This window comes from Candidatus Rhabdochlamydia sp. T3358 (assembly GCF_901000775.1).
In the GTDB taxonomy this organism is placed as follows: domain Bacteria; phylum Chlamydiota; class Chlamydiia; order Chlamydiales; family Rhabdochlamydiaceae; genus Rhabdochlamydia.
Genome location: NZ_CAAJGQ010000003.1, coordinates 46,814 through 69,544, shown reverse-complemented (window position 1 = coordinate 69,544; position 22,731 = coordinate 46,814). Strand labels below are relative to the sequence as shown.

Genomic DNA, 22,731 nt, shown 5'->3' with positions numbered 1-22,731 from the left:
TCTCAGCGCAAAGAGAAGGCTGATTGCCCTTCACAGCTAGCAGATAATCTGCTTTTGCATCAATGATACGTTCTGCTGATTCGGGTACAGTGAAATGCGCATCCCCTGAAATAATCGCTCCTTCTACGTCTACCTGTTCCAAAATGACCGGCAACGTACTTTTCTCAACCGTTTTATCGGGAACTTTTTCTACTGCAAGACACAATCGATCTTCTGCAGCAAATAATTCTACTACGTGAGTGATATGATCCAGGAAATTAGCACCCCTCAATCTTTTGCCATCGATCGCCAATAGCTGATTCTTCAATGCGCCTGGAATTTTTCTGAACCATTTTTGAATATAGCTCTTAAGAGCCCCGGCGGGGGTTTTTACTAAAAACCACCAGAGAGCGCCATGAGAAGGAGCTGAGACTCTCTCCCCAAGGAGAGAGGAAAACCAGTCTTCTTGATGATCGGCGTAGTCAGCAATTTCTTCGATCGTGTTGCATCCGCAAAAAAAGCCACAAAGAACTACAAGAGACAGATACCAAACAGGATACAGTACTCGGTTTTGATTGCGTCGATAATCAGGCAAATCGGCAAATGCTCCCTTAACTGTCTCTGCGAAGACCTCGGCATTAAATTCCTTACTGGCTTCCAGAATTTTGGAATCAATTGGCTTGCGGCGTGACATAGAACCTCCTTAAATTTGAGGTCTTTACTATGCCATATTACCTAATCTGCTATCAAAAATTTTTAGTTAAATCGCCCTGGCGACCGCTATTGGCTTTTAATAATGCCTTTGCTCCTTTTTTAAACCATCCATAAGAAGGTTTAGAATTATGCTGAGGATGAACGCCATCTATGTAGATGATTTCATCTGATTCACAAAGATCCATTTCTAGGGTTTTGAGCTCTTTCAAAAAAAGTGCTTGATCTTCAGCATTTGCTTTTCCAGGAATCAACTTTGGTTTTTTATACTCAAAATTTAAGCGGTGTAATAAGGAAATCACTGCTGATAGAGTGTACCGAATGGCAAAATGTTTTTTTATGAAGTCCACGACTTGCCCAGCAGAGCTAGGAATCTCTTTGCTTACATAAGTCTTGAGCTGATCTAGCTGTTCTTGATTAAGTTTACAGGCTTTTCCTGTGTAATTTAGGTTGAGTAAGGCTTCTTTGCCTCCTTCTAGATAGGTTTTGTAGTAACGTCTTATCGTATCCTCATCTAGAAGCAATGCATATGCTACTTGTGCATATGACCATCCATCATCTAATAATAAAATAGATTTGATTCTATCGCATAACCTCTTATCTCGTTCCTGACGATGACGAGCCTTTAGGATGTCTTTTGCATTTTGTGTTAAAAAGCTTGATGTAGGTTGCATATGAGCAGGGATCTTAGCAGAAGATATGAGAAAATTTCAATGAATTGATTATCTGTAATGTCTTTTTTCTAATGCTGTTGAGTTTATTGATAAGTTTAATCTTTCAGAAGAGCAAAAAAATAGTCTGCTTCAAAAGTGCCCTACATCTGTTTTGGTATAATGTTTTATCTTGGTTAAAGAATCGCAGTCTTAGTTTATCTTTAGTTTAAATCTTTTTCTGTGTTAGGATTCTCTTCAGGCCGAATCTAACTGGTTAGTAAACACTCATTCCTATGCAAATTAAGGTTATTGTTTCATGAATAAACGCTCTTTTCTTTTTGTATTGATTTTAACAGTAGGATTTTTTTTCCTTAATCAATGGCTTTTTCCACCTAAAAAAATTTCAATCACCACTACTGAGACTCAAAAAGTTTATGTAGAGCCAGTAATTGAAGCAAAACCAATTGCAACTGATACTCTCAACCAACAACAGCAACAGTTCTTTGTTATAGAAAATGCCTACCAACAGTTGGTATTTTCTAATATAGGTGGAGCTATTTCTGAGATTAATCTTGCTTTGTATAATAAAAAAGATTCTCAAACACCTGTGCGCCCGATTGCTTTTGATCGCATTATTGAAAAAGACTTTCCGCAAAATAGCCATTTTCCTGCTTTTCCTTATGAGATAGCTGGAGAAAAAATTAAGCCAGCAATAGGTGGATATTATCCTTTATTAAGACGTACTCTGTTCAATGCACAAGATGTCCCTATTTCTTTTGTGGATCCTAAATTTTATGCTTTGAATATTGTCTCTTCAGATACGAACTTAGCTACACAGCCCTACCGTTTAAAAAAATTAGAAAAAGATCTTATTGAGTTTGAACTCGTTCAACCCAATCGTAGGATCACAAAAGTATTTTCCTTTTCTAAAGATCCAAGCCTATCTCCTTACTGCATTGAGGTAATGATTAAAATAGATGGAGATACACGTGGTTTATGGCTGACTACGGGAGTTCCAGAGGTAGAGCTTATCTCAGGAAATGCTGCGCCTACTTTAAAGTATCGGATGCTTAAAGGTTCTCAAAAAGCACAAATAGAACAGCTGTCTCTGCCTAAAAATGGAACTATGAATGCTATGCCAGCGGATTGGATTTGTAACTCTAATGGATTTTTGGGATTAATACTCGACCCTTTAACAACAGATGGCAGCTCATTTCGCGCGCAGATGATCCCTGGAATGCAAATTCCCACTCGTCTTTCTTTAATCAATCCAGAGTATCAACCCTATCCCCCTGAAAAATATCCAGGATATGAAATGCAGATACCGCTGCATGAACAGACTAGTCATTTTCGCTTATATGCAGGTCCTTTCGAAGATGATCTCTTGAATAAGGTTGATCAAACATATGCTAATCCTGCTAAAGGATATAATCCGGGTTATATCGGAGCTTTAAGTTTTCATGGATGGTTTACATTCATTTCAGAGCCTTTTGCTAAATTTTTATTCTTAGTCATGAAGTTTTTTTACAAAATGACCTCATCCTGGGGAATTTCGATTATTTTATTAACTCTTGTATTGCGCATTATGCTCTATCCGCTTAACGCTTGGTCTATTAATTCTTCTTTAAAGATGAGCCAAATAGCTCCTCAAGTAACCGCTATTCAAGAGAAATACAAAAAAGATCCCAAGCGTGCTCAAATGGAAGTCATGAGCCTCTATCGAGAAAAAGGGGTTAATCCATTAATGGGTTGCTTTCCTTTATTAATTCAATTGCCTTTCTTAATTGGAATGTTTGATTTATTAAAATCTACTTTTGAACTAAGAGGCGCAAGTTTTATCCCAGGATGGATTGATAACTTAACAGCACCAGATGTGCTTTTTAGCTGGGGCTATCCTATTCCCTTTTTTGGCTCTAGTTTTCATCTTTTGCCTTTTCTACTAGGCTTCATCATGTGGGTACAACAACGTTTTACTTCTATGAGTACAAAAACTACAGCTCCTCTTACAGATCAACAGAAACAGCAAAAAATGATGGGTAATATCATGACTGTTGTTTTTACTGTGATGTTTTATCATTTCCCTTCAGGATTAAATCTTTATTGGTTATCTTCAATGGGGCTTGGCATATTGCAGCAGTGGTTTATGATGCGTAAAATGAAAAAGGTGTAAAACACTTTAGTAGCAGTAGGCCAAAAAATTGAGCCTCCTGCTACTTTTAAGTTTCACCTCACATGTGGTATCCATGCAAGCTTGGGAAGAGTTTTTACAAAAGCAAGAAGATCTATTAGGAAAACAAACAGTCAATCAATGGCTGCGATCACTTAAAATCTTACATTTTGATGCAACAAACCTCTATCTAGAAGCTGCTGATGCATTTCATATGTTGTGGTTTGAAGAACATATGCGCCCTTTGATTAAAACACACTTGCTAAATAATAATTCTCGAACAATCAAAGTTCATATTCATGTTCCAGATAATGCTGTGAATAAAAAAAATGATAAAATTCAGCATCTTGCTGTGTTTTCTCCTGTTGCAGATAAATTAGATCCTATAGCTACCCTAGCAAACTTTGTTCCAGCTAAAGCCAATGAAGTGGTTATGCGTCTATGCTGTGAGCTAACAGGGGTAGATCCGGTTTCTTTACGCTTTACCTCTTCTGTTCCTAACCTAGCCGCCTGTAATCCGATTTTTCTTTGGGGAAAGCCAGGTACAGGTAAAACCCACTTATTAATGGCCTTAACCCATCTTTTCTGCCAAAGAGGACTAAAAGCCTTATTTGTCCGGGCTGAAACATTTACCGAACATGTCATTTCCGCTATTCGCTCTTCAGAAATGCAAAAGTTTAGAGCGATCTATCGTCATGTAGATGCCTTATTAATAGATAACGTTCATGTTTTTATGCGTAAAGATGCAACACAGGAAGAACTGTTTCACCTCTTTAATACTCTGCACTTATCCAGTAAGCAAATCATTTTAAGTTCTAACACTCCTCCTTCTCAACTAGAAGAAATCGAACCGCGGCTTATTTCAAGATTCGAGTGGGGTATTGTACTACAATTAAATGAACTTACAGAAATAGAGCGTAAGAAGTTACTTGTACATTGTTGTAAAATAAGAAATTTTCCTTTAACAGAAAAAATATGTTCTTTTCTAGTCCATACATTTTCCAATAATCATTCTTTATTGCGCGCCTTTGAAGCTTTATTATTGCGCTTATATCTAAAAGATAAAAATTTTAAGCCAGGCAAATTACAGCTAGGACAAGTAGAAGCAATTCTTGCTGATCTCATTCAATTTGAGCAAAAAAAAACCTTAAATAAAGATACTATTCTACTGGCAGTAGCGTCTTACTTTGATATAGACTCTGCAGAAATTATAGGGAAATCACAAAGTCAACGACATACCTTTCCTAGGCAAATTTCTATATATTTATGCAGAACCTTGCTTAAATTATCTTTTATACAGATTGGGAAGATATTTTCCCGCGACCATTCAACAGCAGTTACAGCAGTAAAGCAAATTAAAATTAAATTAGAAAATAGAGATAAGGAACTACAAGAAGCTTTAAAACAAATTGAAGCCATTGCAGTGGCGTCTTTAGATAAAGAAGTCGCTATTCCGGGCGTTTTAACAAACGATCGGAATAGTGACCACTACTTTATTAAATCTTAATAAACCTTTCTCCGGGCTTTCCCCCTAAAGGATTTGTTGGAGGTGGAAGATCTTTCTTTATATCTCGACCCTCGCAAATATCTTTTGCACGGGTTCTCCACTTCTCTACAGACTCAACAAATAAAGGAGCATAACGGCATAATGCAGATGCATCAGCTCCTATACCCATTTCTATAACAGCATGCATTAAAATCAATTCTTCAGGAACAGCAACTCCTACTCCTCCTCCTGCCATTTGACCTCCTAACATAGCTCCTTCAAGAAGAGCTTCATATAGGTTTGTTCGAATCGCGGGATCCTTAGGTAGACCATCTAAGATCGGTGAGTACAAGTACAAACGATCAGAATTTGGCTCATATGTAAGATGAAGAGAAAAAGTATTATCAATCCCAAGTATACATGTGTGATTTTCATCAAATGCCAACTCTAGATTGAGCTCTTTCCCGAATTCCTTTAAATTTGCCTTGGCATTTTCCAATGACATGAATCGTCCTCCTACAGTTCTCTAATGTTCATCCTTAATTATAAATCGCCTTCGCTTTTAAAACGAGCACAACCTTAAAAAATAATACTACTATTTTGGGAAAAATGACAGCACAAGATCTATAGCTTTAATTTATTGATAATAGATCTTTTACGTCAAGAGTTGTCTGTTTATAAAAAACCACTTAACTCTCGCAAATTCGCTCAAAAAAAGCAAATAAAAAAATCAATTAACAAATTGCCTTGAAAGTTTTTTTAAGCTAATCTACAAATTTAAGTGAGATTATAAGATGAAACATCTTGTGCTTGAAAAAGGCTCTGCTTATCCTCTGGGGGCAAATCGATGCATAGAAGGGATAAATTTTTCTCTCTTTTCATCAACAGCTACTCAAGTAATTTTACATATATTTCTCCCAGATACATCGGATTCTACTTATCAAATTACCTTTGATCCCCAAAAAAATAAAACCGGATCTATTTGGCATGTACTCATTAAAAACCTAGCAGAAGATGTAGAATGGGAATACGGTTATCAATTAGATGGAAATAATCAAGACCCAAAAAACCACTTTTGTCCTGACCTAATTTTACTAGATCCTTATAGTAAACATTTGAATACGAATAATCAATGGGGCATAAAACAAAAGCCTTTAAGAGGCAAACTCTACCCTCCTTCTTCTTTTGATTGGGAACAAGACACTTTTCCTAAAATTCCCCTGGAACAGTTGATCATTTATGAAATGCATGTCCGCTCTTTTACAAGACACCCTTCAAGCTCTAGCAAGGCACCTGGCACTTTCTCAGCCATCAAAGAGAAAATCAGACATTTCAAAGAATTAGGAATCAATGCTATTGAGTTAATGCCTATCTTTGAATTTGATGAGTGTGAACTACACCGAAACCAATCTGAAACAGAAAAGCCTCTTTATAACGTTTGGGGCTATTCTACATGTAGTTTTTTTTCTCTTATGAATCGCTATGGCAAAGAAGCAAGACAGTCTTCTGATGAGTTTAAGGATCTGGTAAAAGCTCTTCACAAGGAAGGAATCGAAGTGATTTTAGATGTTGTGTATAATCACACAGCAGAAGGAGGCACAAGAGATCCTTGTTTTTCTTTTGCAGGGATCGATAATAACACCTATTACATGCTAACACCAAATGCTGAATACTTAAATTTTTCAGGTACAGGCAATACATTTAATGCAAACAATCCTGTTGTCATGGAGTTTATTATTGATTCCTTGCGTTACTTTGTAACTGAAATGCATGTCGATGGTTTTAGATTTGATTTAGCTTCTTGCTTGAATCGAGATGAAGAAGGATCTCTTCTTACAGATCCTTTATCTATTCGTGCTATTACAAAAGACCCTATTCTCTCCCATGTAAAATTGATTGCAGAGCCTTGGGATGCAGGTGGGTTATACCAAGTAGGTGCTTTCCCCAATAACTGGGCTGAATGGAATGGGAAATATCGCGATGTCGTTAGACGCTTTATTAAAGGAACCGATGATGTAGTTGGAGAGTTTGCTAATGCCATCTGCGGATCTGAAGATTTATATGGAAACTCTAAAAATCCTTATTGTAGCATCAATTTTATCACTTCGCACGATGGCTTTACCTTGCATGATTTAGTCAGCTATCAAGAAAAACATAATCTAGATAATAGAGAAGAAAACCGTGATGGAAACTCTAATAATGATAGTTGGAACTGTGGCGTAGAAGGAGCAACTGATGATCCGAAAATTCTTTTCTTACGTCTCAAACAAATGCGTAATTTAATTACAGTTCTTCTTGTCTCTCTTGGTACTCCTATGCTTCTAATGAGTGATGAATACGCTCATACTCGTTTTGGCAACAATAATGCTTATTGCCAAGATAATGAACTGAACTGGTTCTTATGGGATAAATTGATAGAAAATCAAGAGTTCTATCGTTTTTATAAACTCATGATTGCCTTTCGCAGAACTCATGCTTCTCTTTTACAACGCAGCTCTTTTTTAACTTCAGATGATATGGAGTGGCATGGTCATCAACCCCTGAAGCCCAACTGGAGCGCTGAGAGCCGCTTTATTGCTTATACATTAAAAAGTAAAAACAGTGAAGATCTCTATATTGCTTTTAATGCGCATTTTGAGCCTGCTTCTATCGAACTACCTTTAGCTCCTCAAGGTAAAAAATGGCATCGGATCATTGACACCTCTCTTATATCTCCCGAAGAGTTTTCTGAGCACCCAGAACAAACTTCTTCCCCTTACACAATGAGTCCGCATTCTGCTTTTATAGCTAAAAGTCTTTAAATAAAAAGTAGTTTATAAATAATTAATTTACATCCCCTTAAAATATCACAGTTGATTAAAAGGCGCTTAAAATGCTATCAGAAGTAGTTTAGGCTGTTTTATTGCCCGATTAGAATTGTAGATAATAGAAAATCTTTTTAAATTTTGAGAAGCACGAAAAATAATAATTTAAAAAAGTAATGACCTCGTGTTTTTAATAATTTTCAAAAGAATCTATATGCTTTCTGGTAACAGTTTATCTTAAAATAAGCTGTTACCTAGAAACATTAAATGAGCTCTGCAGCAACGCTATCATAGAACAGCATCCCTTTATCTGTTAAAAACAAACGATCCTTATCACGAGATAGCCATTTTTCTTTCACTATCAATCTTTCACAAATTTCTAAAAAATCACCTGGTAAAGATCCGTGCATTTGTTCAAAAACAGCTATGTTTACTCCTTCACAAAGGCGCAGTTGAATCACAAAAAGCTCATAGAGATTATGAGGGAAGGCTAGTTGCTCAGAAAAACCAACTGGATCTTGCTGAGTCTTAAGCAAGTTACAATATTGATTAAAATGAGAAAGATTTGAAAACCGTCTTTTTTCCCAATAGCTAAAAGCAGAAGGACCATAACCTAAAAAAGAACGCCCAAGCCAATACCCTGTGTTATGCAGAGAATAAGCCTTTGCTTTTGCAAAAGCAGAAATTTCATAACGCTCAAAACCCATTTCTTTTAAGCTTTCAACAGCTTCTTGTAGCATAGGAAGACATTCTTCTGGGGAAGGAACTAATTTTTGTAGTTGTTGTTTTTTTTGATAAAAAACCGTGTGCGGCTCAAAGGTAAGATTATAAAGAGATAGATGCTTGATAGGCAAATCACGTAATTGACTTAAGGTTTTTTTCCAAGAAGATGGTGTCTGATTAGGCAGCTCAAACATTAAATCAATAGAAAGATTATCAAAACCTGCTAGATAAGCTGCTTGAATAGCATTCATTGATTGCTTTGCTGTATGGCCTCTACCTAAAGAAATCAATTCACTGTCATTAAAAGACTGTGCTCCAAAACTGATTCGATTAAATGATAAATCCTTGAGTGCTTGCAAAAGTTCAGGATTTATGTCCTCTGGATTTGCTTCAATGGTCATTTCACAATTAGCAACTACTTTACTAGATAAAATAACCGTGACCATTTTGGTTAAATAAGTCAAAGATAACCGCGTAGGCGTTCCTCCCCCAAAATAAATAGAGATAATCTGTTTATCCTTTAGAAGAGGGCTTTTAAGCTGCCATTCTTGCAAGAAGGCAGCCAAAAATTTTTCCTGAAAAGATTCCTTATCCGGAATAACAAAAAAATGACAATAAGGGCATTTTTTAGAACAAAAAGGAATATGTATATAAAGACTAACCTGATTACCAGTCATTAGCATCGGGATCTTCAAAAACTCCTCTTTTCCAACGATTGCGATCAGAAAATGGGTCTTCCTCTTCTTCTACGCCAGCATCATCACCATATTCATCCGCACTACTAGCATCTTCTCCAGACGCGCTAGTGTCAAGGTCAAAAGGCTCTGTTTCCATATCAAAACCGGTCTCGGTAAACCCTTCATCTCCAATATCTACATCAGGCAAACTATGAGGTTCATGCGCATTTTGACGCCCAGTTTGACGTTTTGGTAGAGTAAATTCTTCCATTTCTCCACTTTCTTTAAGAAAACGTAGCCTTTGTTTTTCTTCCTCAACCTTATCCTGGAGCATTTTAATTTCTTCCTTGTGCTTGTCTAAATCTTTTTTAGGAACTAAACCCAGCTTTAGCCAATGCTCCAAATCGTGAAGTTCCGTTTCCAGTTTTTTTAATCGCTCACTTTTAATATTCATGTTCTTTCCTCATTATGGCCGGGAATCATACCTATTTCACTCTATCCGGTTATAGAGTGACTATTTACTTTAGCTCTTTTTTTAATGCAATGATCTTACAAGAACATTTGCAAAAAATTTAAAAACATCAGCTAAAACACAAAGATTTAATACATGGAAATATAGAAAACTCATTTCTTGGAAAAACCCAATCTTTAAGCCGGCCGCAGTATGAAAGATTCAGATAATTAAATGCAATCCTTATTAACAAATTTTGTTTATTAAAAGCATAAAAGAGGTTCAAAAAGCTCCAAATACTAAAGGTGTAATGCTTTGAAAGAAGCTTTTAGTAGTTTTACGAAAGACCCCTGTTACAAGCAGATTTCTTTAATAATCACCTTAATTAAAAAACAAATTATTTATATAAAATAATCGCAAACTAAGATACTATAATTGGGATTAAAGATAAAATATCTTACCAATTTTAAATAGAAAGCACTATCTTATGAACACAATAGACCCTTATTACTTAGATTCCTGGGGAAGAAAACCCTTTACCTCGTCTTATTTAAAGACAAATGAACCAATAACAACAAAAGTTATAAATTTCCTGTTTCCAAAAAATGAGCTAACTAGTCGCAGAACCTTTAAAGTTGTTTCTAGTTTCTTAATCCATGCTCAAGGACGTTTACAGTATGAATTAAATTTTCCTTTTTACAAAATTTCAAAAGACCCTGAGTTAAACAAAACAGTTCAATCTATCTTTGATAGATTAGTTACACAAACACAAAAAGCCTACCCCTCCACAAAAAATATGTCGTGGAAAGTTCGTATAAAAAAAGACTCCTCTATTAATGCTTTTTGCCTTCCAGGAGGAAAAATAATCATTACAACTGGACTCATAGAAACATTAAAAACGCGCTTAGACAAAGGCATCTCTCATGAGGATCTTATCGCCTCTGTATTAAGCCATGAAATGATACATGCTATAGCAGAGCACAGTGCTGTAGGTATACATTTAGCCTTATTAGGAACGGCCATACAAAAAGCTGTAATTTATCTAGTACTATCTCTAGCTAATCCTATTCCTCTTTTACAATTAGCCCTAAGAGAACAATTTCTAGTATATTTAGTACGAGTAGAAGAAGTCATAAATAGACGTTTCCCTGAAAAAGTCTCTAAATGGCTCTGTCAACAGCTTGAAAATCGTCTTGAAAATTTTTTTCCAGTAGTAATCCTAATGAATCTAAGTCTTTATCTATTTTTATATCAAATGATCCACTTACTTCTTGATATGCGCTATAGTCGATCGCAAGAGCTAGAGGCTGATAAATATGGAATATTCTTAGCCAAAGCTTCTGGGTATAAAGAAAGTGCTGCTTTAAGCGTGCAAAAAATGTTTATAGCTCTAGAAGGCAGCGAAAATAAGCCAAACGCTTGGTTTAAAAGAATAAAAGGGCTAACACATACCCATCCCTATGCCCAAGTGCGATTCGAAGAAAACAAAAAAACGATCTTAACGTTAAAGAAAGAAAAGATCGATTAACTATTTAATTATATATACTATTAGAAAAATAACTCTCTAAAACTCTTCTTATTTTTCCATTCATTAAAATAATTTTTAATAAAAAATTAAAAACCATAAATTATTGTTTTATAATAAAATATCTACCGTTAGATTAATAATATATAATAATATCAACTTCAAAATATTTTCCTTTGTTTGTTATGATTAAATTATATTTTATTATTTAAATTAATATAATATTAATGTATAATTTACATTTAATTAACAAAAAAAAGGAAATAAATGATTAAAGAAGTTATCCACGACTATTATAATAAATCCGCAGAAGCTGGTTTTAATATAATTAATGAAAACGCTTTAATCCAAAAGGTTAAAGAGATTAGTGAAAATATTATCTTTTCCATTGGAGCCCAAACGTTTATTGGATCGCTAGCTCTTAAAGCTTGTGGTATTTCATTTGGTACATCATTTCCTATTCTTCTTGCTTTAGTAGTAGCTAAAAGCTTTATAACTACATTAAACCATGTAAAGACAGTTATTAAAGCAACTTTAAATGGTGCTAAAACATTGATAAAAATAACAGCTCAAAAAGCAGCAAGTCCCTTTATGCGAATTGCAGAGGTTATTAATGACATTTTCAAAAGAGTATGCGCAAGTTTTATGTCTTTTGCCATTTCATCATATCATTTGATGAAAGATATCACTTATTCTTCTAATTTTAGAGAATTTAACTCTACACCTATAGTTCCTCATGTAAATGAAGAACCTATTGAAACTCAAGAATTAACTATCGAAGAAGAGCCAAGTGTTGCAGAAGATTTAGCTCTATCTAAACCAAGGCTGCCTCTTTGTGATTCTCAATTTATTATTAAAGAAAAAGATACTAAAGAAGGGCTTCTTTTAAGAGGTATGCCTGAGAGTCTTTATCAAAATTTAGAACGGCAAGTTCTAGAAAAGCATTGTCAAGGCTCTTTAATGCGCCTTCTCTTAAAAGATGATAATACTCCATGGGTATTTTTCTTAGAGCATAGCCCAGATCGTCCTTTAAAGGAACCCACTCCACAACGCCTTGGAACTTCTATAAAAACTCTAAAGAATATCCCAGAACGCTTCCTTTTTGAGGGTATCCCTGTAGCTCTTCGCTCAAATCTTTAAATTTAAAGTAAATATGGGGTGTACAAAATTGTGCACCTCTTCATTTCGCATATTTAGTCTTTCTTATTTTTCATTTAATTTTTTTATATAAATATCTGGTTTTCAATATGTTAAAAAAAGTTAAAATTAGTTTTATATTATTTAATATAAATTTTATATTAATTAATGCAAAATTTACATATAATTAATAATAAATTGATGTTATTAATCATTAATTAATAAAAAGGAGAAATAATAATGAGTATTCGTTTAGTTCATAATCAGAACATAATAAACAGAAGTGTTAATTTTATTAATAACCTTAATGAACAGACTCTCCCAAGCTTTGAAAAAGTTCAATCCTTCAGCAAAAGCTATATGGCTTCTTATCTATCAAAAGCGCTTGTAGCATCGGCTGTCCTTTCTTATCTTGGCTTTTCATTTAGCACAGCCTTCCCTATATGCCTTGCTTTAATCGTCTTTACAAGCTTTATCAGCTTTGCTATTGATAGTATAAAGGAAGCTATGCATGCACTTGTTCAAAAAATCAGAGAGTGCCTTACAAGAGTTGCGCAAGTAATTAGCGATATTTTCGAAGCAATTTGTGCATTTATCAGCTCTTTTGCCCTGCAAGCAATCTGTTTAAAAGAAAAAGCACTTTCTTTTGCTTTTGATAAAAAATTGCCTATCAATCAGGCTGTAGTTGCTAATGAGCCTTTTATTGAAGAAGCTCAAATTCAAGAGGGTGCACGAACAGTTAGACTTGCCGTTTCACAAAGAGAAATTCCTGAAATAGAAAAAAAGGCTAAAAAATCAGAAATTCTTTCTAAGTTTAACCAACTTTGTGCGGAAACCCCTAATTTGTTATTTTTTCAACAATCTTATACCTGCCAACCAATTCCTTCTAATCTTAAAACGCCCTTTCAAACATCTCTTTCTACTCCTAAAAGACTAATAGCACCTCGAACTACTTTAATTAAATCCAATAGAAACCTTGAAGCTCAAGAATTAATAATGGCTTCTCCATCTATCTCCACACTAAATTCATCCTCAATAAAGCTTGGGTCCTCAATAAGGCTTGGAATGAGAGCTCTTAATTTAGCTAGATCTATAAAATAAATCCTTTTCGCATAACCTTTCTTTTAAATTTAAGAAAGGTTTCTTTTTTAATTCTTTCACAATCTAATAAAAAAAATTATAATAATTGCTATTAGTTGAATTAAATCACTGATTTGCTATGAATAAGCTTATAAACTGTCAGGATCTTATATGGCTTTTTCTTCGCTTTCCATCCCCAACCTATGCTTTATAGATGACCTTTATCAAAAATTCATAGAGGATCCCTCTCAAATTGAACCTTCCTGGTGTGCTTTTTTTCAAGGAATGCATCTAGGATTGAGCCAATCTACTACAGGATTAAACCAGGAACAAAGGATTAAGCATCTCATAGACTCTTATCGTAAATATGGCTATTTATTGGCTTATTTTAATCCTCTTAAAGTCTCTTCTCCTGAACCTATTTATGAATTGGACCTTAAAACGCTTGGATTTACGACAAGTGAGCTAACTGAGCCTTTCCCTACTTGTGATCTTTTAAAAGAAAAACAAGCTCCTTTAAAAGACATTCTTGATCTGCTTAAAAAGATCTACTGCTCTAAGATCGGTGTAGAATACATGGATCTTAGAAACCACGAATTAGAAACATGGACCCAAAATAGATTTGAGTCTTCATTTAAACTAGATAAACAACAAAAGCTGCTTATTTTAGAAGATTTAAATAAAGCGGAGTTATTTGAATCTTTTCTGAATACAAAATATGTAGGACAAAAGCGCTTCTCTTTAGAAGGAGCAGAAACCCTGATCCCGATGTTATCTTTTTTAATGGAACAAGCCTCGTCAAGCGATGTAGAAGAAGTAGTCCTTGGCATGACGCATAGAGGTAGGCTCAATGTGCTAGCTAATATTATTCACAAAGACTATTCCTCTATTTTTAGAGAATTTGATGAAAATTATATCAATGAGGAGTTTGAAGGCTCCGGGGATGTAAAATATCATCAAGGTGCACAAGGAACTTTTACCACCTCTTTAGGAAAAAATATCTTAGTTACCCTTGCTGCAAATCCCAGCCATCTTGAATCGGTAGACCCTGTAGTAGAAGGAATAACCTATGCTAAAGCAGCAATTAGTAAAAAAGATGTAATTCCTGTCCTCATTCACGGAGATGCCTCTTTTAGTGGCCAGGGTGTGGTTTATGAAACCATGCAACTTTGTAAATTAAATGGTTATCAAACAAAAGGTACCATTCACCTTATTATCAATAATCAAATCGGTTTTACTACAAACCCTGAAGAAGCACGCTCTACTCTTTATTGTTCAGACCTTGCAAAAACATTTAATTGCCCTGTTTTTCATGTAAATGCAGAAGACCCTGAAGGATGTATACGGGCTATTATTCTTAGCATGGAAATACGAGCTAAATTTGGATGCGATGTATTTATCGATCTTAATTGCTATCGTAAGTACGGTCATAACGAAAGCGATGAACCCCTTTTTTCACAACCACTCCTCTATGCTAAAATTAAAGAGAGGAAATCTATTCGTACTGCATTTTCTCAAAGCTTGCTTCAAGAAAATATCATTCAAGAAAATGACATAAAGAATTTAGAAGAAAGATTTAAAAAGCAGCTTCAAGAAGCTTTGCAAAAAACATCTCCTCCTATTGCTAGGAAAAAACTGCAGGTGTCTATTTCTTTATCAGAGATAGACACTAAAGTTCCTTTAAAAGTGTTGGAAGAGATCGGTAAAGGGCTTTATACCTATCCAAAAGACTTAAATCTTAATCCCAAAGTTAAACGGCTTCTTCAAGAAAGGCAGAAAATGTTGCAAAGCGACCCTAAATTACCTTCTTTAGATTGGGGAGCAGTAGAACAACTCACTTATGCAAGTTTACTATCTCAGAAAATCGCTTTGCGCTTTTCTGGTCAGGATGCTTGCCGAGGAACATTTTCTCATAGACATGCTGTACTTATTGATCAACTCAATGAAAAACGGTTTTTTCCACTCGATCATATTACAGAGTCTCAAGCTGCATGTGTATTTCTCAACTCCCCTTTATCAGAATATGCTGCTTTAGGATTTGAATTTGGATTTAGTTTAGTCTCTTCTGAAGCCTTAGTGATTTGGGAAGCACAATTCGGTGATTTCGCAAACGGCGCTCAGATTATTCTCGATCAATACTTAGCTCCTTCGGAGCAAAAATGGGGAGTAATATCTAATCTAGTTTTGATGCTTCCTCATGGCTATGAAGGCCAAGGACCGGAGCATTCCTCAGCGCGTATAGAGCGTTTTTTGCAATTAGCTGCTCAAGATAATTTAAGAGTTGCTAATTGCTCCACACCTGCACAACTTTTTCATCTTTTACGAGCACAGGCTCTATGTCCTGTAAAAAAACCTTTGATTCTTTTTACTCCTAAAGCTTTATTGCGCAATGCTGAATGTAGATCTAGCTTAAATGATCTTGCAGAAGGACAATTTTATGAAGTTCTAGAAGATCCTCTATTAGAAAAAGATGCTAAATTATTGTTGTTTTGTAGCGGAAAAGTCTATTACGATCTCATTCAGATGAGGAAAAAACAAAATCGACAATGCGCAATCATACGTTTAGAGCAGCTGTATCCTTTTCCTAAAAATAGGATCCAAAAAATTTTAGCCAAGCACCCTAATGCTACCTGTCGTTTTGTGCAGGAAGAGCCCAGCAACATGGGTGCTTGGGAATCTTTGCGCTTTGTATTTGATGAGCTACTTGGAACAAAAAGCGCAATCGAGTATATCGGAAGACAAAGAAGTGCATCGCCTGCTGTAGGCTCGTATGCTGTACATAAACAACAATTAGAAGAGCTGCTGAAAAAAGCTTTTGCTTAAATTAAGGTAATCCATGCCAAGCGAGATTAAAATCCCTAATATGGGGGAATCTGTTTCCGAAGCGATCATTAGCAACATCCTTAAATCATCTGGCAGTTTCGTTAAACAAGATGAAGAAATTTTAGAATTAGAAACAGACAAGGTGAATCAGGTTTTATATGCTCCTGAAAGCGGAAAATTAACTTTACAGGTTAAAAAAGGGGATACCGTTAAGATAGGGCAAGTCATTGGAACAATTAATCCTCAAGCTATAGAGCAACCACTTAAAATCGATAAAGAACCACCAGAACCAGCTTTCCCTCCTCCTTCTTCAAATGGAAAAGCCAAATTTACCACGTCTGATTTTGTCTCTAGCTTGCAACAACCAGCAGCTTCTACTCAGCCAACTCCTGTTTTAGAAAAAGAAACAAACACCTCTCGTAAAAAGATGAGTTCTTTACGTAAAATCATCGCGCAAAAGCTTGTGGAAGTTAAGAACACAACAGCCATGTTAACCACCTTTAACGAGGTGGATATGAGTAGTGTAATTGCTATTAGGCAAAAAGAGCAGGAATCTTTTCAAAAAAAATATGGGATTAAACTAGGTTTCATGTCTTTTTTTATTAAAGCCTGCGTTGCCGCTTTAAAAGAGATCCCCGAAGTTAACGCCTATATTGATAAGGAGGATATAGTCCTTATCCAAAGCTATGATATCTGCGTTGCTGTTTCTACAGATCGCGGTTTAATGGTCCCTGTAATTAGATCTTGCGAGCAGCACAGCTTTGGGGAAATTGAAATACAATTGAGCGCATTTGCTCAAAAAGCACGCGATGGTTCTATCAGTGTAGATGATTTAAAAGGAGGCAGCTTTACCATTACCAATGGGGGTGTTTTTGGATCGCTTTTATCAACACCTATTCTCAATCCCCCTCAAAGTGCCATTTTAGGAATGCACTCCATTGTTAAACGCCCTGTTGTTGTAGATGATGAGATTGTTATCCGTCCCATGATGTATCTAGCACTTAGCTATGATCATCGACTAATTGATGGCAAACAAGCTGTGCTTTTTTTAAAGCATATTAAGCAAACGCTAGAAGAACCTTCCCGTTTACTCCTCGACTTATAAGGAACCTATGGATTCATTTGATCTGATTGTCATTGGCGCTGGGCCTGGCGGGTATGTAGCTGCCATAAGAGCTGCCCAATTAGGGCTAAAAACGGCATGCATCGATAAACGAAAAGAGTTAGGAGGAACTTGTCTACACGTAGGCTGTATCCCTTCTAAATCACTTTTATCTTCTTCTGAATTACTGTGGAATATAAAAGAGATGAGCGCTGTAAATGGAATTATTATTGCTCAACCATCGATCGATTTTAAGCAAATGATGACCCGTAAAACACAAATTATCCAATCTTTTAGCCAAGGAATTACCAGCTTATTTAAAAAACACAAGATTAGCTCCTATACAGGAGAAGCCAGTTTTCTATCCCCTACTGAAGTCTTGGTTAAAAATGCAAGTGAAACAACGCAATTACATGCTCGATTCATTCTTATCGCTACAGGCTCAGAGCCTATTGAACTTCCCTTTTTACCCTTTGATGAAAAGCAAATTCTTTCCTCTACTGGTGCCTTATCTCTTGAAGCAATTCCTAAAGATCTACTTATAATAGGTGCAGGTGTGATTGGGGTAGAGTTGGGATCTGTCTACAATCGATTAGGAACTAAGGTACAAATCATTGAATTCCTCGATCAAATTTGCACAGGATTTGATCATCAACTGAGCGCAGAACTTAAAAAAGATCTCGAGAAGCAAGGAATTGAGTTTCATCTCTCTTCTAAAGTTATGGGTGCAAAAATTGCGCCCAATCAGATTTCTTTACAAGTAGAGCAAATCCAAAACACACAGCCTTTTTCAGCAGAAAAAGTTTTAGTTGCTATTGGAAGAAGGCCTTATATCCAAGGGCTTGATCTTGAAAAGATAGGAGTAAAAATCTCTTCAAAAGGACTCATTGAAACCGATGGAATCTTTCGCAGCAATATCTCGAATATTTTTGCCATTGGAGATGTCATTGAAGGTCCTATGCTTGCACACAAAGCGTCTGAAGAAGGGATTGCAGCTGTTGAAATTATAGCAGGTCACAAGCCTCACCTTAACTATATGGCTATTCCCAATGTTGTCTATACCCACCCAGAAATGGCATCGGTGGGTTTAACAGAGGAGGAAGCTAAAAAATATCATCTTACGCCAAAAACAGGTAACTTTCCTTTCAAAGCCAATTCAAGAGCCAAGTGCACAGGAGAAACACAAGGGTTTGTAAAGATTATTGCCGAAGAAAAAAGCGAACGGATTATAGGAGTACATATTATAGGAGCACACGCTTCTGAGTTAATTGCAGAAGCAGCTGTTGCCATACAAAAAAGCTTATGTATAAAAGACTTGATTAATACTCCTTATGCTCACCCTACTTTATCAGAGGCAATAAGAGAAGCTGCTTTAGATGTAGAAAAACGAGCGCTTCATAAATAAGTAGCGCTCATCTTACATCAATAACTCTGTGATTTACCACAACCACATGATGTTTTTGCATTGGGGTTGCTAATTTTAAATCCAGCGCCATTTAAACCTTCTGTATAATCGATTTCAGATCCGATTAAACGATCTGCGATGGTTTTTTTTACGTGAATTTGCACGCCATGAGATTCAAATATTTGATCATCCTCTTCTGCTGTTTGAGAGTAGTCTAAAACATACTCAAATCCATTACATCCTGCTGCACGATCTGCAAAGCGTAAGCCCCAATTATCTTTGCCTTCTTCTTTTAAAATCTGGCAAAACTTCTCAGCAGCGCGCTTGGTAAGTGTAATTGTTGTAGGGTCGAGTTTTTCTGCCAAGACGCTATTTAAACTTTCAACTAACTGTTCAATCTGTTCTTGCATAAAACCATGGCCTAACATTCCACCTTCAAGGGTTTCCCATGTAGCAGCACCACAGCCAACACAATGCAAACCAATATTGGTCATTTCTTGGGCTAACTTTTGGCTTTTATGGGGAAAAGAAGATAGAATTTCTTCGATAGTCATTTCTTTTACAATCTTTTTTTCTTGAGACATAAATACACTTTTTTTAATGTTTAATTTTTACAGAGCCACTTATTATCTTACACTGACATGCCAAACGCTCGCAATGCAATTCTCCTAAAAAATCTTGCTCTTCTTGAGTAAACTCCGATAAATTTTCCATACCTTCAGTTACCTCAATCACACAAGTTCCGCATACACCTTCGGTACAAGCAAAAGGAACCCCTGCGTCCTCGCATGCTTCTTGAATAGATGAGCCATCTTCAAGAATTTTTTCCTCTTTTGTGTTTTCGAAAAGTAATTTAGCCATTTTTTCCTTATCCTTGTAAGACAAGAAATATAGCACAAGATACAAGAGCTTGTAAAGAAATTAAGGGAAGAGTTCTCTTCCCTTAAATGAAGTAAATAAAAAAGCTTAATTTAAAGAACTCTCATCTGGATATTCTACTAAAAGCTCTTCCATAGCAAACTTTAAAGTGCTTATTCCTTCTAAAAATCCGCAACGTATAAGCATCTCATTAATCTGAGTATACTCTGTTTCAAGCTGATCAACCTGACTTTCTAATCTTGCCAATCGAGCTCTGAGTTGATGATCTGTCTTGTCCATTTTGTATTACCCCTTCCTTCTAAGGAAGATTAAATGTTTTTTTTAAAATTTTTTATATTTTATAGACAATTCAAACATTAACAAGAAATTAGACATCTGACTTTATTATACATAATAATAATAAAACACACTATTAAAACATTTTCTTTAGATCTGGATTATTAACATTATATTAATAATTAAATAAAATTATTATTATGTCCTATAAAAACCATCCGATTAAAAAACAGCTGCTTAAAACCTCATTATTTTTATCATTCGCAGCTTTAATGACTAGAACAATTTATAGACTATTTTTTTTCCTTGCTAAGAAACCATTATTTATTAAAATAATTTATTGTATTTGCAAATTATTAATACGAATAAATATGTAAATAAGCAGTAAGTTTAAATGGCTAAAGTCTTGAAGTTGAATCCATCTGATTTTTCAATGAAATATTTCGTATTTTTTATACTTATCGCTGCAGTTACATTTTTCTTTTTCTGCGGAATTAAACCTATAAGAACAATGGAAGTTCTTCGGTTAAATATGAAAGCAGATCCTAAGTCAATGGATCCACGTAAAGGAGGAGATACCTGTTCCATGCAAATGCAATCTCTATTTTTTGAGGGACTTGTAAAAATGTATCCAGATCAGTCGTTTAAGCTGGCTCAAGCAAAGTCTTATGAGATATCGGATGATCATCTTACTTATACCTTTACCTTAAGAGATACTGTTTGGTCCAATAACGCTCCAGTCACCGCTTATGATTTTGAACAATCTTGGAAAGATATTCTCGATCCTCATTTTCCTTCTCTAAGATCACAACTGTTTTCCCCTATAAAAAATGCAGATGCCGCAAAAAAAGGTCTTGTTTCTCTTGATGAAGTAGGAATCAAAGCAGTAGATGCAAAAACCCTAGTGATTACTTTAGAAAGACCCATTCCTTATTTTTTAAAACTTCTTTCTTTTTGTGGCTTCTCTCCTGTAAATATTAAAAATGACCGAAAAAACCCTAATTGGTCTTACAAGACAGGACCTGCTTTCTTATGTAATGGTCCTTATGTATTAGAAAAATGGGAACCTGGAAATCAGATCATTGCTGCATACAATCCTAACTACCGTGAAACAGAAGACCTGCATCCGGAAAAAATTATTTTTAACATAGTAGAAAATGATGCAGTAACACTGGAAATGTTCGAAAAAGGTTTAGTGGATGTCATTGGAGATGCTTTGACAGATATACCGATAGAATCTATCCCTAGTTTAGAAAAAAAATGGACAATTTCTTGCGAGCCAAATAATTGTACTGTTCTCATTAGTATTAACACTGATAGACCTCCGTTTAACCATCCCAAAATCCGTACAGCCTTTAGCATTGCCATTAACCGCCAAGAACTGATCGGTTTATATGGGAAAAACGTGAAAAAAAATATTACAACTGAGTGTATTAACTTAGCCTATCAGGCAGCTTGTTCAGCAACAAATCTCGTATTACCCTGCTTGAAAGAAAATCGTTACTCATCTTTTTTTCAAGACAATGATGAAGCTCAAGCGCGCATTTTACTAGAAGAGGGATTAAACGAATTAGGGATCACTAAAGAAGCATTTGACTCTGTAGTTCTCTATTATAGTAACTATCCAGCTGAAAGAAGCGCATTGGTGCAAGTAATCCAACAGCAATGGTTAAAAGCTTTAGGTATTTTGATTAAGCTTGAGTGTTTAGATTTTAAAATCATGCTAGATAGGCTATTTAACAAAGACTACTCTCTGTCTTTTTTATGTAGGCAGGCGGTTTATCCCGATCCAATGAGTATTCTTGAGAAGTATAAATACAAAGAATATCCTATGAATTTCTCAAATTGGGAACATCCTGAATTTATTCGATTATTGGATCGTTCCTATTACGAGCAAGGAGATCAGCGGCTTTTAACTTTAGAAGAAGCAGAAAGGCTTCTTTTAAGTGAAATGCCAGTTATCCCTTTATATCACCAAGATTATGTGTATATGATAAACCCACGTTTATCTTTTAGTATACCTGTCTGGTGGGGTGATCGGATGTTATTACCCATGTCCTCCAAAGCTTGCAAAACACAAAAGGAAAATAAAAATGCTTACTAAATATGTTTCTTGTCTAGCCGATGTTCCGGTAGCCACAACGAATCTCCAGTCCATTTCAGTATAGATTTATCAACCAGATCAAATAAAGTAAGCACAGTGAGTAGTAATCTTTTTATATCATCTAGGCCTTGAACCATTCGAAAGCATTTGCCAAATTGTTACGATTCCCCGAACAAAAAAATTTTTGTTTTTGCTTATTCTTGTGATTTGCAAGCCTCAATTCTTACAACAAAGACAGTGAGAAGTTTGTCAAGCAATGGCTGTTCTTTTTTCATTAAGCGATCCTATCACTTTTCACCCGTTGCCGGTTGGAAGTACGCTTACAAGCAACTAATAACCACCTTTGATTGGAAAGTGCAGATCTGTTTAAATAATTTTTGATTGTGATAATGATTAAGGCTAAATTATATTGCACCTCTGGTGTTTCTTCCTTCATTACCAAAACTCCTAACCCATACTCTCCCGTTAATTTCTAATTGAAATTCAGATCTATCGCACGCTACATAAAAGTTTATGACATAGAAAGGACTTAACAAATCATTTACAATTCTATTCCTATTCTCATCTGACAGAGGGACTCCTTGCAGCAAATTTTTCATTGCTTCTTTATCAGCTTCGGAAGGAGCTTCCGCGCTTGTCCAAAATACCTCCGAAAAGAAATCGCGGATTCTTATAAAAAGTTGCAAAACCCATCCAGCTTGTCTTTTAATTTCGACATGCCATGTATCAATCTCAGGAGATTTTTTCAT

At 35.5% G+C, this 22,731-nt stretch carries 19 protein-coding genes; 10 read left to right on the top strand and 9 right to left on the bottom strand.

The features are described from left to right. Positions 1–673 (bottom strand): ISAs1 family transposase (locus RHTP_RS01435; RefSeq protein ID WP_138106311.1); only part of this gene is annotated, 673 nt, incomplete at its 3' end. Between the two features lie 52 nt (positions 674–725). After that, positions 726–1,364 (bottom strand): helix-turn-helix domain-containing protein, encoded by a 639-nt coding sequence (locus RHTP_RS01430; RefSeq protein WP_138106309.1) that lies wholly within the window; start codon positions 1,362–1,364, stop codon positions 726–728. A 295-nt stretch (positions 1,365–1,659) separates the two neighbouring features. On the opposite strand from RHTP_RS01430, the gene yidC reads away from it, so the two are divergent. Then, entirely contained in the window at positions 1,660–3,513 is a 1,854-nt protein-coding gene (gene yidC, locus RHTP_RS01425) for a membrane protein insertase YidC (protein ID WP_138106307.1), read from the top strand. A 28-nt stretch (positions 3,514–3,541) separates the two neighbouring features. Then, the gene (locus tag RHTP_RS01420; protein ID WP_138106305.1) at positions 3,542–5,017 is read left to right on the top strand and encodes a DnaA ATPase domain-containing protein; all 1,476 of its coding nucleotides are present in this window, start codon (positions 3,542–3,544) and stop codon (positions 5,015–5,017) included. Here the strand turns inward: RHTP_RS01420 and RHTP_RS01415 are convergent. After that, positions 5,007–5,501, bottom strand: coding sequence for a CesT family type III secretion system chaperone (locus tag RHTP_RS01415; protein ID WP_138106303.1), 495 nt, complete (start codon positions 5,499–5,501; stop codon positions 5,007–5,009). The genes RHTP_RS01420 and RHTP_RS01415 overlap by 11 nt on opposite strands. Positions 5,502–5,790: 289 nt before the next feature. On the opposite strand from RHTP_RS01415, the gene RHTP_RS01410 reads away from it, so the two are divergent. After that, entirely contained in the window at positions 5,791–7,797 is a 2,007-nt protein-coding gene (locus tag RHTP_RS01410) for a glycogen debranching protein (protein WP_138106301.1), read from the top strand. Between the two features lie 266 nt (positions 7,798–8,063). Here RHTP_RS01410 and hemW read toward each other — a convergent pair whose 3' ends face one another. Next, positions 8,064–9,218 carry a radical SAM family heme chaperone HemW gene (gene hemW, locus RHTP_RS01405; RefSeq protein WP_138106299.1) on the bottom strand — a complete coding sequence of 385 codons (1,155 nt, stop codon included), beginning with the start codon at positions 9,216–9,218 and terminating at the stop codon, positions 8,064–8,066. Next, entirely contained in the window at positions 9,190–9,648 is a 459-nt protein-coding gene (locus RHTP_RS01400) for a hypothetical protein (protein ID WP_350339684.1), read from the bottom strand. Before RHTP_RS01400 ends, hemW begins: the two co-directional genes overlap by 29 nt. Positions 9,649–10,138: 490 nt before the next feature. Here RHTP_RS01400 and RHTP_RS01395 point away from each other — a divergent pair, with 490 nt between their 5' ends. From RHTP_RS01395 to lpdA, 6 genes are all read left to right on the top strand, one after another. Continuing rightward, positions 10,139–11,179 (top strand): M48 family metalloprotease, encoded by a 1,041-nt coding sequence (locus tag RHTP_RS01395; RefSeq protein WP_138106295.1) that lies wholly within the window; start codon positions 10,139–10,141, stop codon positions 11,177–11,179. A 264-nt stretch (positions 11,180–11,443) separates the two neighbouring features. Then, positions 11,444–12,316 (top strand): hypothetical protein, encoded by an 873-nt coding sequence (locus RHTP_RS01390; protein ID WP_138106293.1) that lies wholly within the window; start codon positions 11,444–11,446, stop codon positions 12,314–12,316. A gap of 237 nt (positions 12,317–12,553) precedes the next feature. Then, a complete protein-coding gene (locus RHTP_RS01385; protein ID WP_138106291.1) occupies positions 12,554–13,414 on the top strand; it encodes a hypothetical protein in 861 nt (286 codons plus the stop codon). 150 nt (positions 13,415–13,564) lie between these two features. Next, positions 13,565–16,216, top strand: coding sequence for a 2-oxoglutarate dehydrogenase E1 component (locus RHTP_RS01380; RefSeq protein WP_138106289.1), 2,652 nt, complete (start codon positions 13,565–13,567; stop codon positions 16,214–16,216). 13 nt (positions 16,217–16,229) lie between these two features. Continuing rightward, the gene (gene sucB, locus RHTP_RS01375; protein ID WP_138106287.1) at positions 16,230–17,321 is read left to right on the top strand and encodes a dihydrolipoyllysine-residue succinyltransferase; all 1,092 of its coding nucleotides are present in this window, start codon (positions 16,230–16,232) and stop codon (positions 17,319–17,321) included. A gap of 7 nt (positions 17,322–17,328) precedes the next feature. Further along, positions 17,329–18,723 (top strand): dihydrolipoyl dehydrogenase, encoded by a 1,395-nt coding sequence (gene lpdA / locus RHTP_RS01370; protein ID WP_138106285.1) that lies wholly within the window; start codon positions 17,329–17,331, stop codon positions 18,721–18,723. Positions 18,724–18,740: 17 nt separating this feature from the next. Here the strand turns inward: lpdA and RHTP_RS01365 are convergent, their stop codons facing one another. The 3 genes from RHTP_RS01365 to RHTP_RS01355 all read right to left on the bottom strand — a co-directional run bounded on the left by RHTP_RS01365 (position 18,741) and on the right by RHTP_RS01355 (position 19,881). After that, positions 18,741–19,307, bottom strand: a complete 567-nt coding sequence (locus RHTP_RS01365; RefSeq protein ID WP_138106283.1) for an iron-sulfur cluster assembly accessory protein — start codon at positions 19,305–19,307, stop codon at positions 18,741–18,743. A gap of 13 nt (positions 19,308–19,320) precedes the next feature. Further along, positions 19,321–19,584 (bottom strand): 2Fe-2S iron-sulfur cluster-binding protein, encoded by a 264-nt coding sequence (locus tag RHTP_RS01360; RefSeq protein WP_138106281.1) that lies wholly within the window; start codon positions 19,582–19,584, stop codon positions 19,321–19,323. 105 nt (positions 19,585–19,689) lie between these two features. Next, entirely contained in the window at positions 19,690–19,881 is a 192-nt protein-coding gene (locus tag RHTP_RS01355; protein WP_138106279.1) for a hypothetical protein, read from the bottom strand. A gap of 529 nt (positions 19,882–20,410) precedes the next feature. On the opposite strand from RHTP_RS01355, the gene RHTP_RS01350 reads away from it, so the two are divergent. Next, positions 20,411–21,982, top strand: coding sequence for a peptide ABC transporter substrate-binding protein (locus tag RHTP_RS01350; protein WP_171005693.1), 1,572 nt, complete (start codon positions 20,411–20,413; stop codon positions 21,980–21,982). 404 nt (positions 21,983–22,386) lie between these two features. On the opposite strand, the gene RHTP_RS01345 is transcribed toward RHTP_RS01350, so the two are convergent. Beyond that, positions 22,387–22,731 carry a hypothetical protein gene (locus tag RHTP_RS01345; protein ID WP_138106275.1) on the bottom strand — a complete coding sequence of 115 codons (345 nt, stop codon included), beginning with the start codon at positions 22,729–22,731 and terminating at the stop codon, positions 22,387–22,389.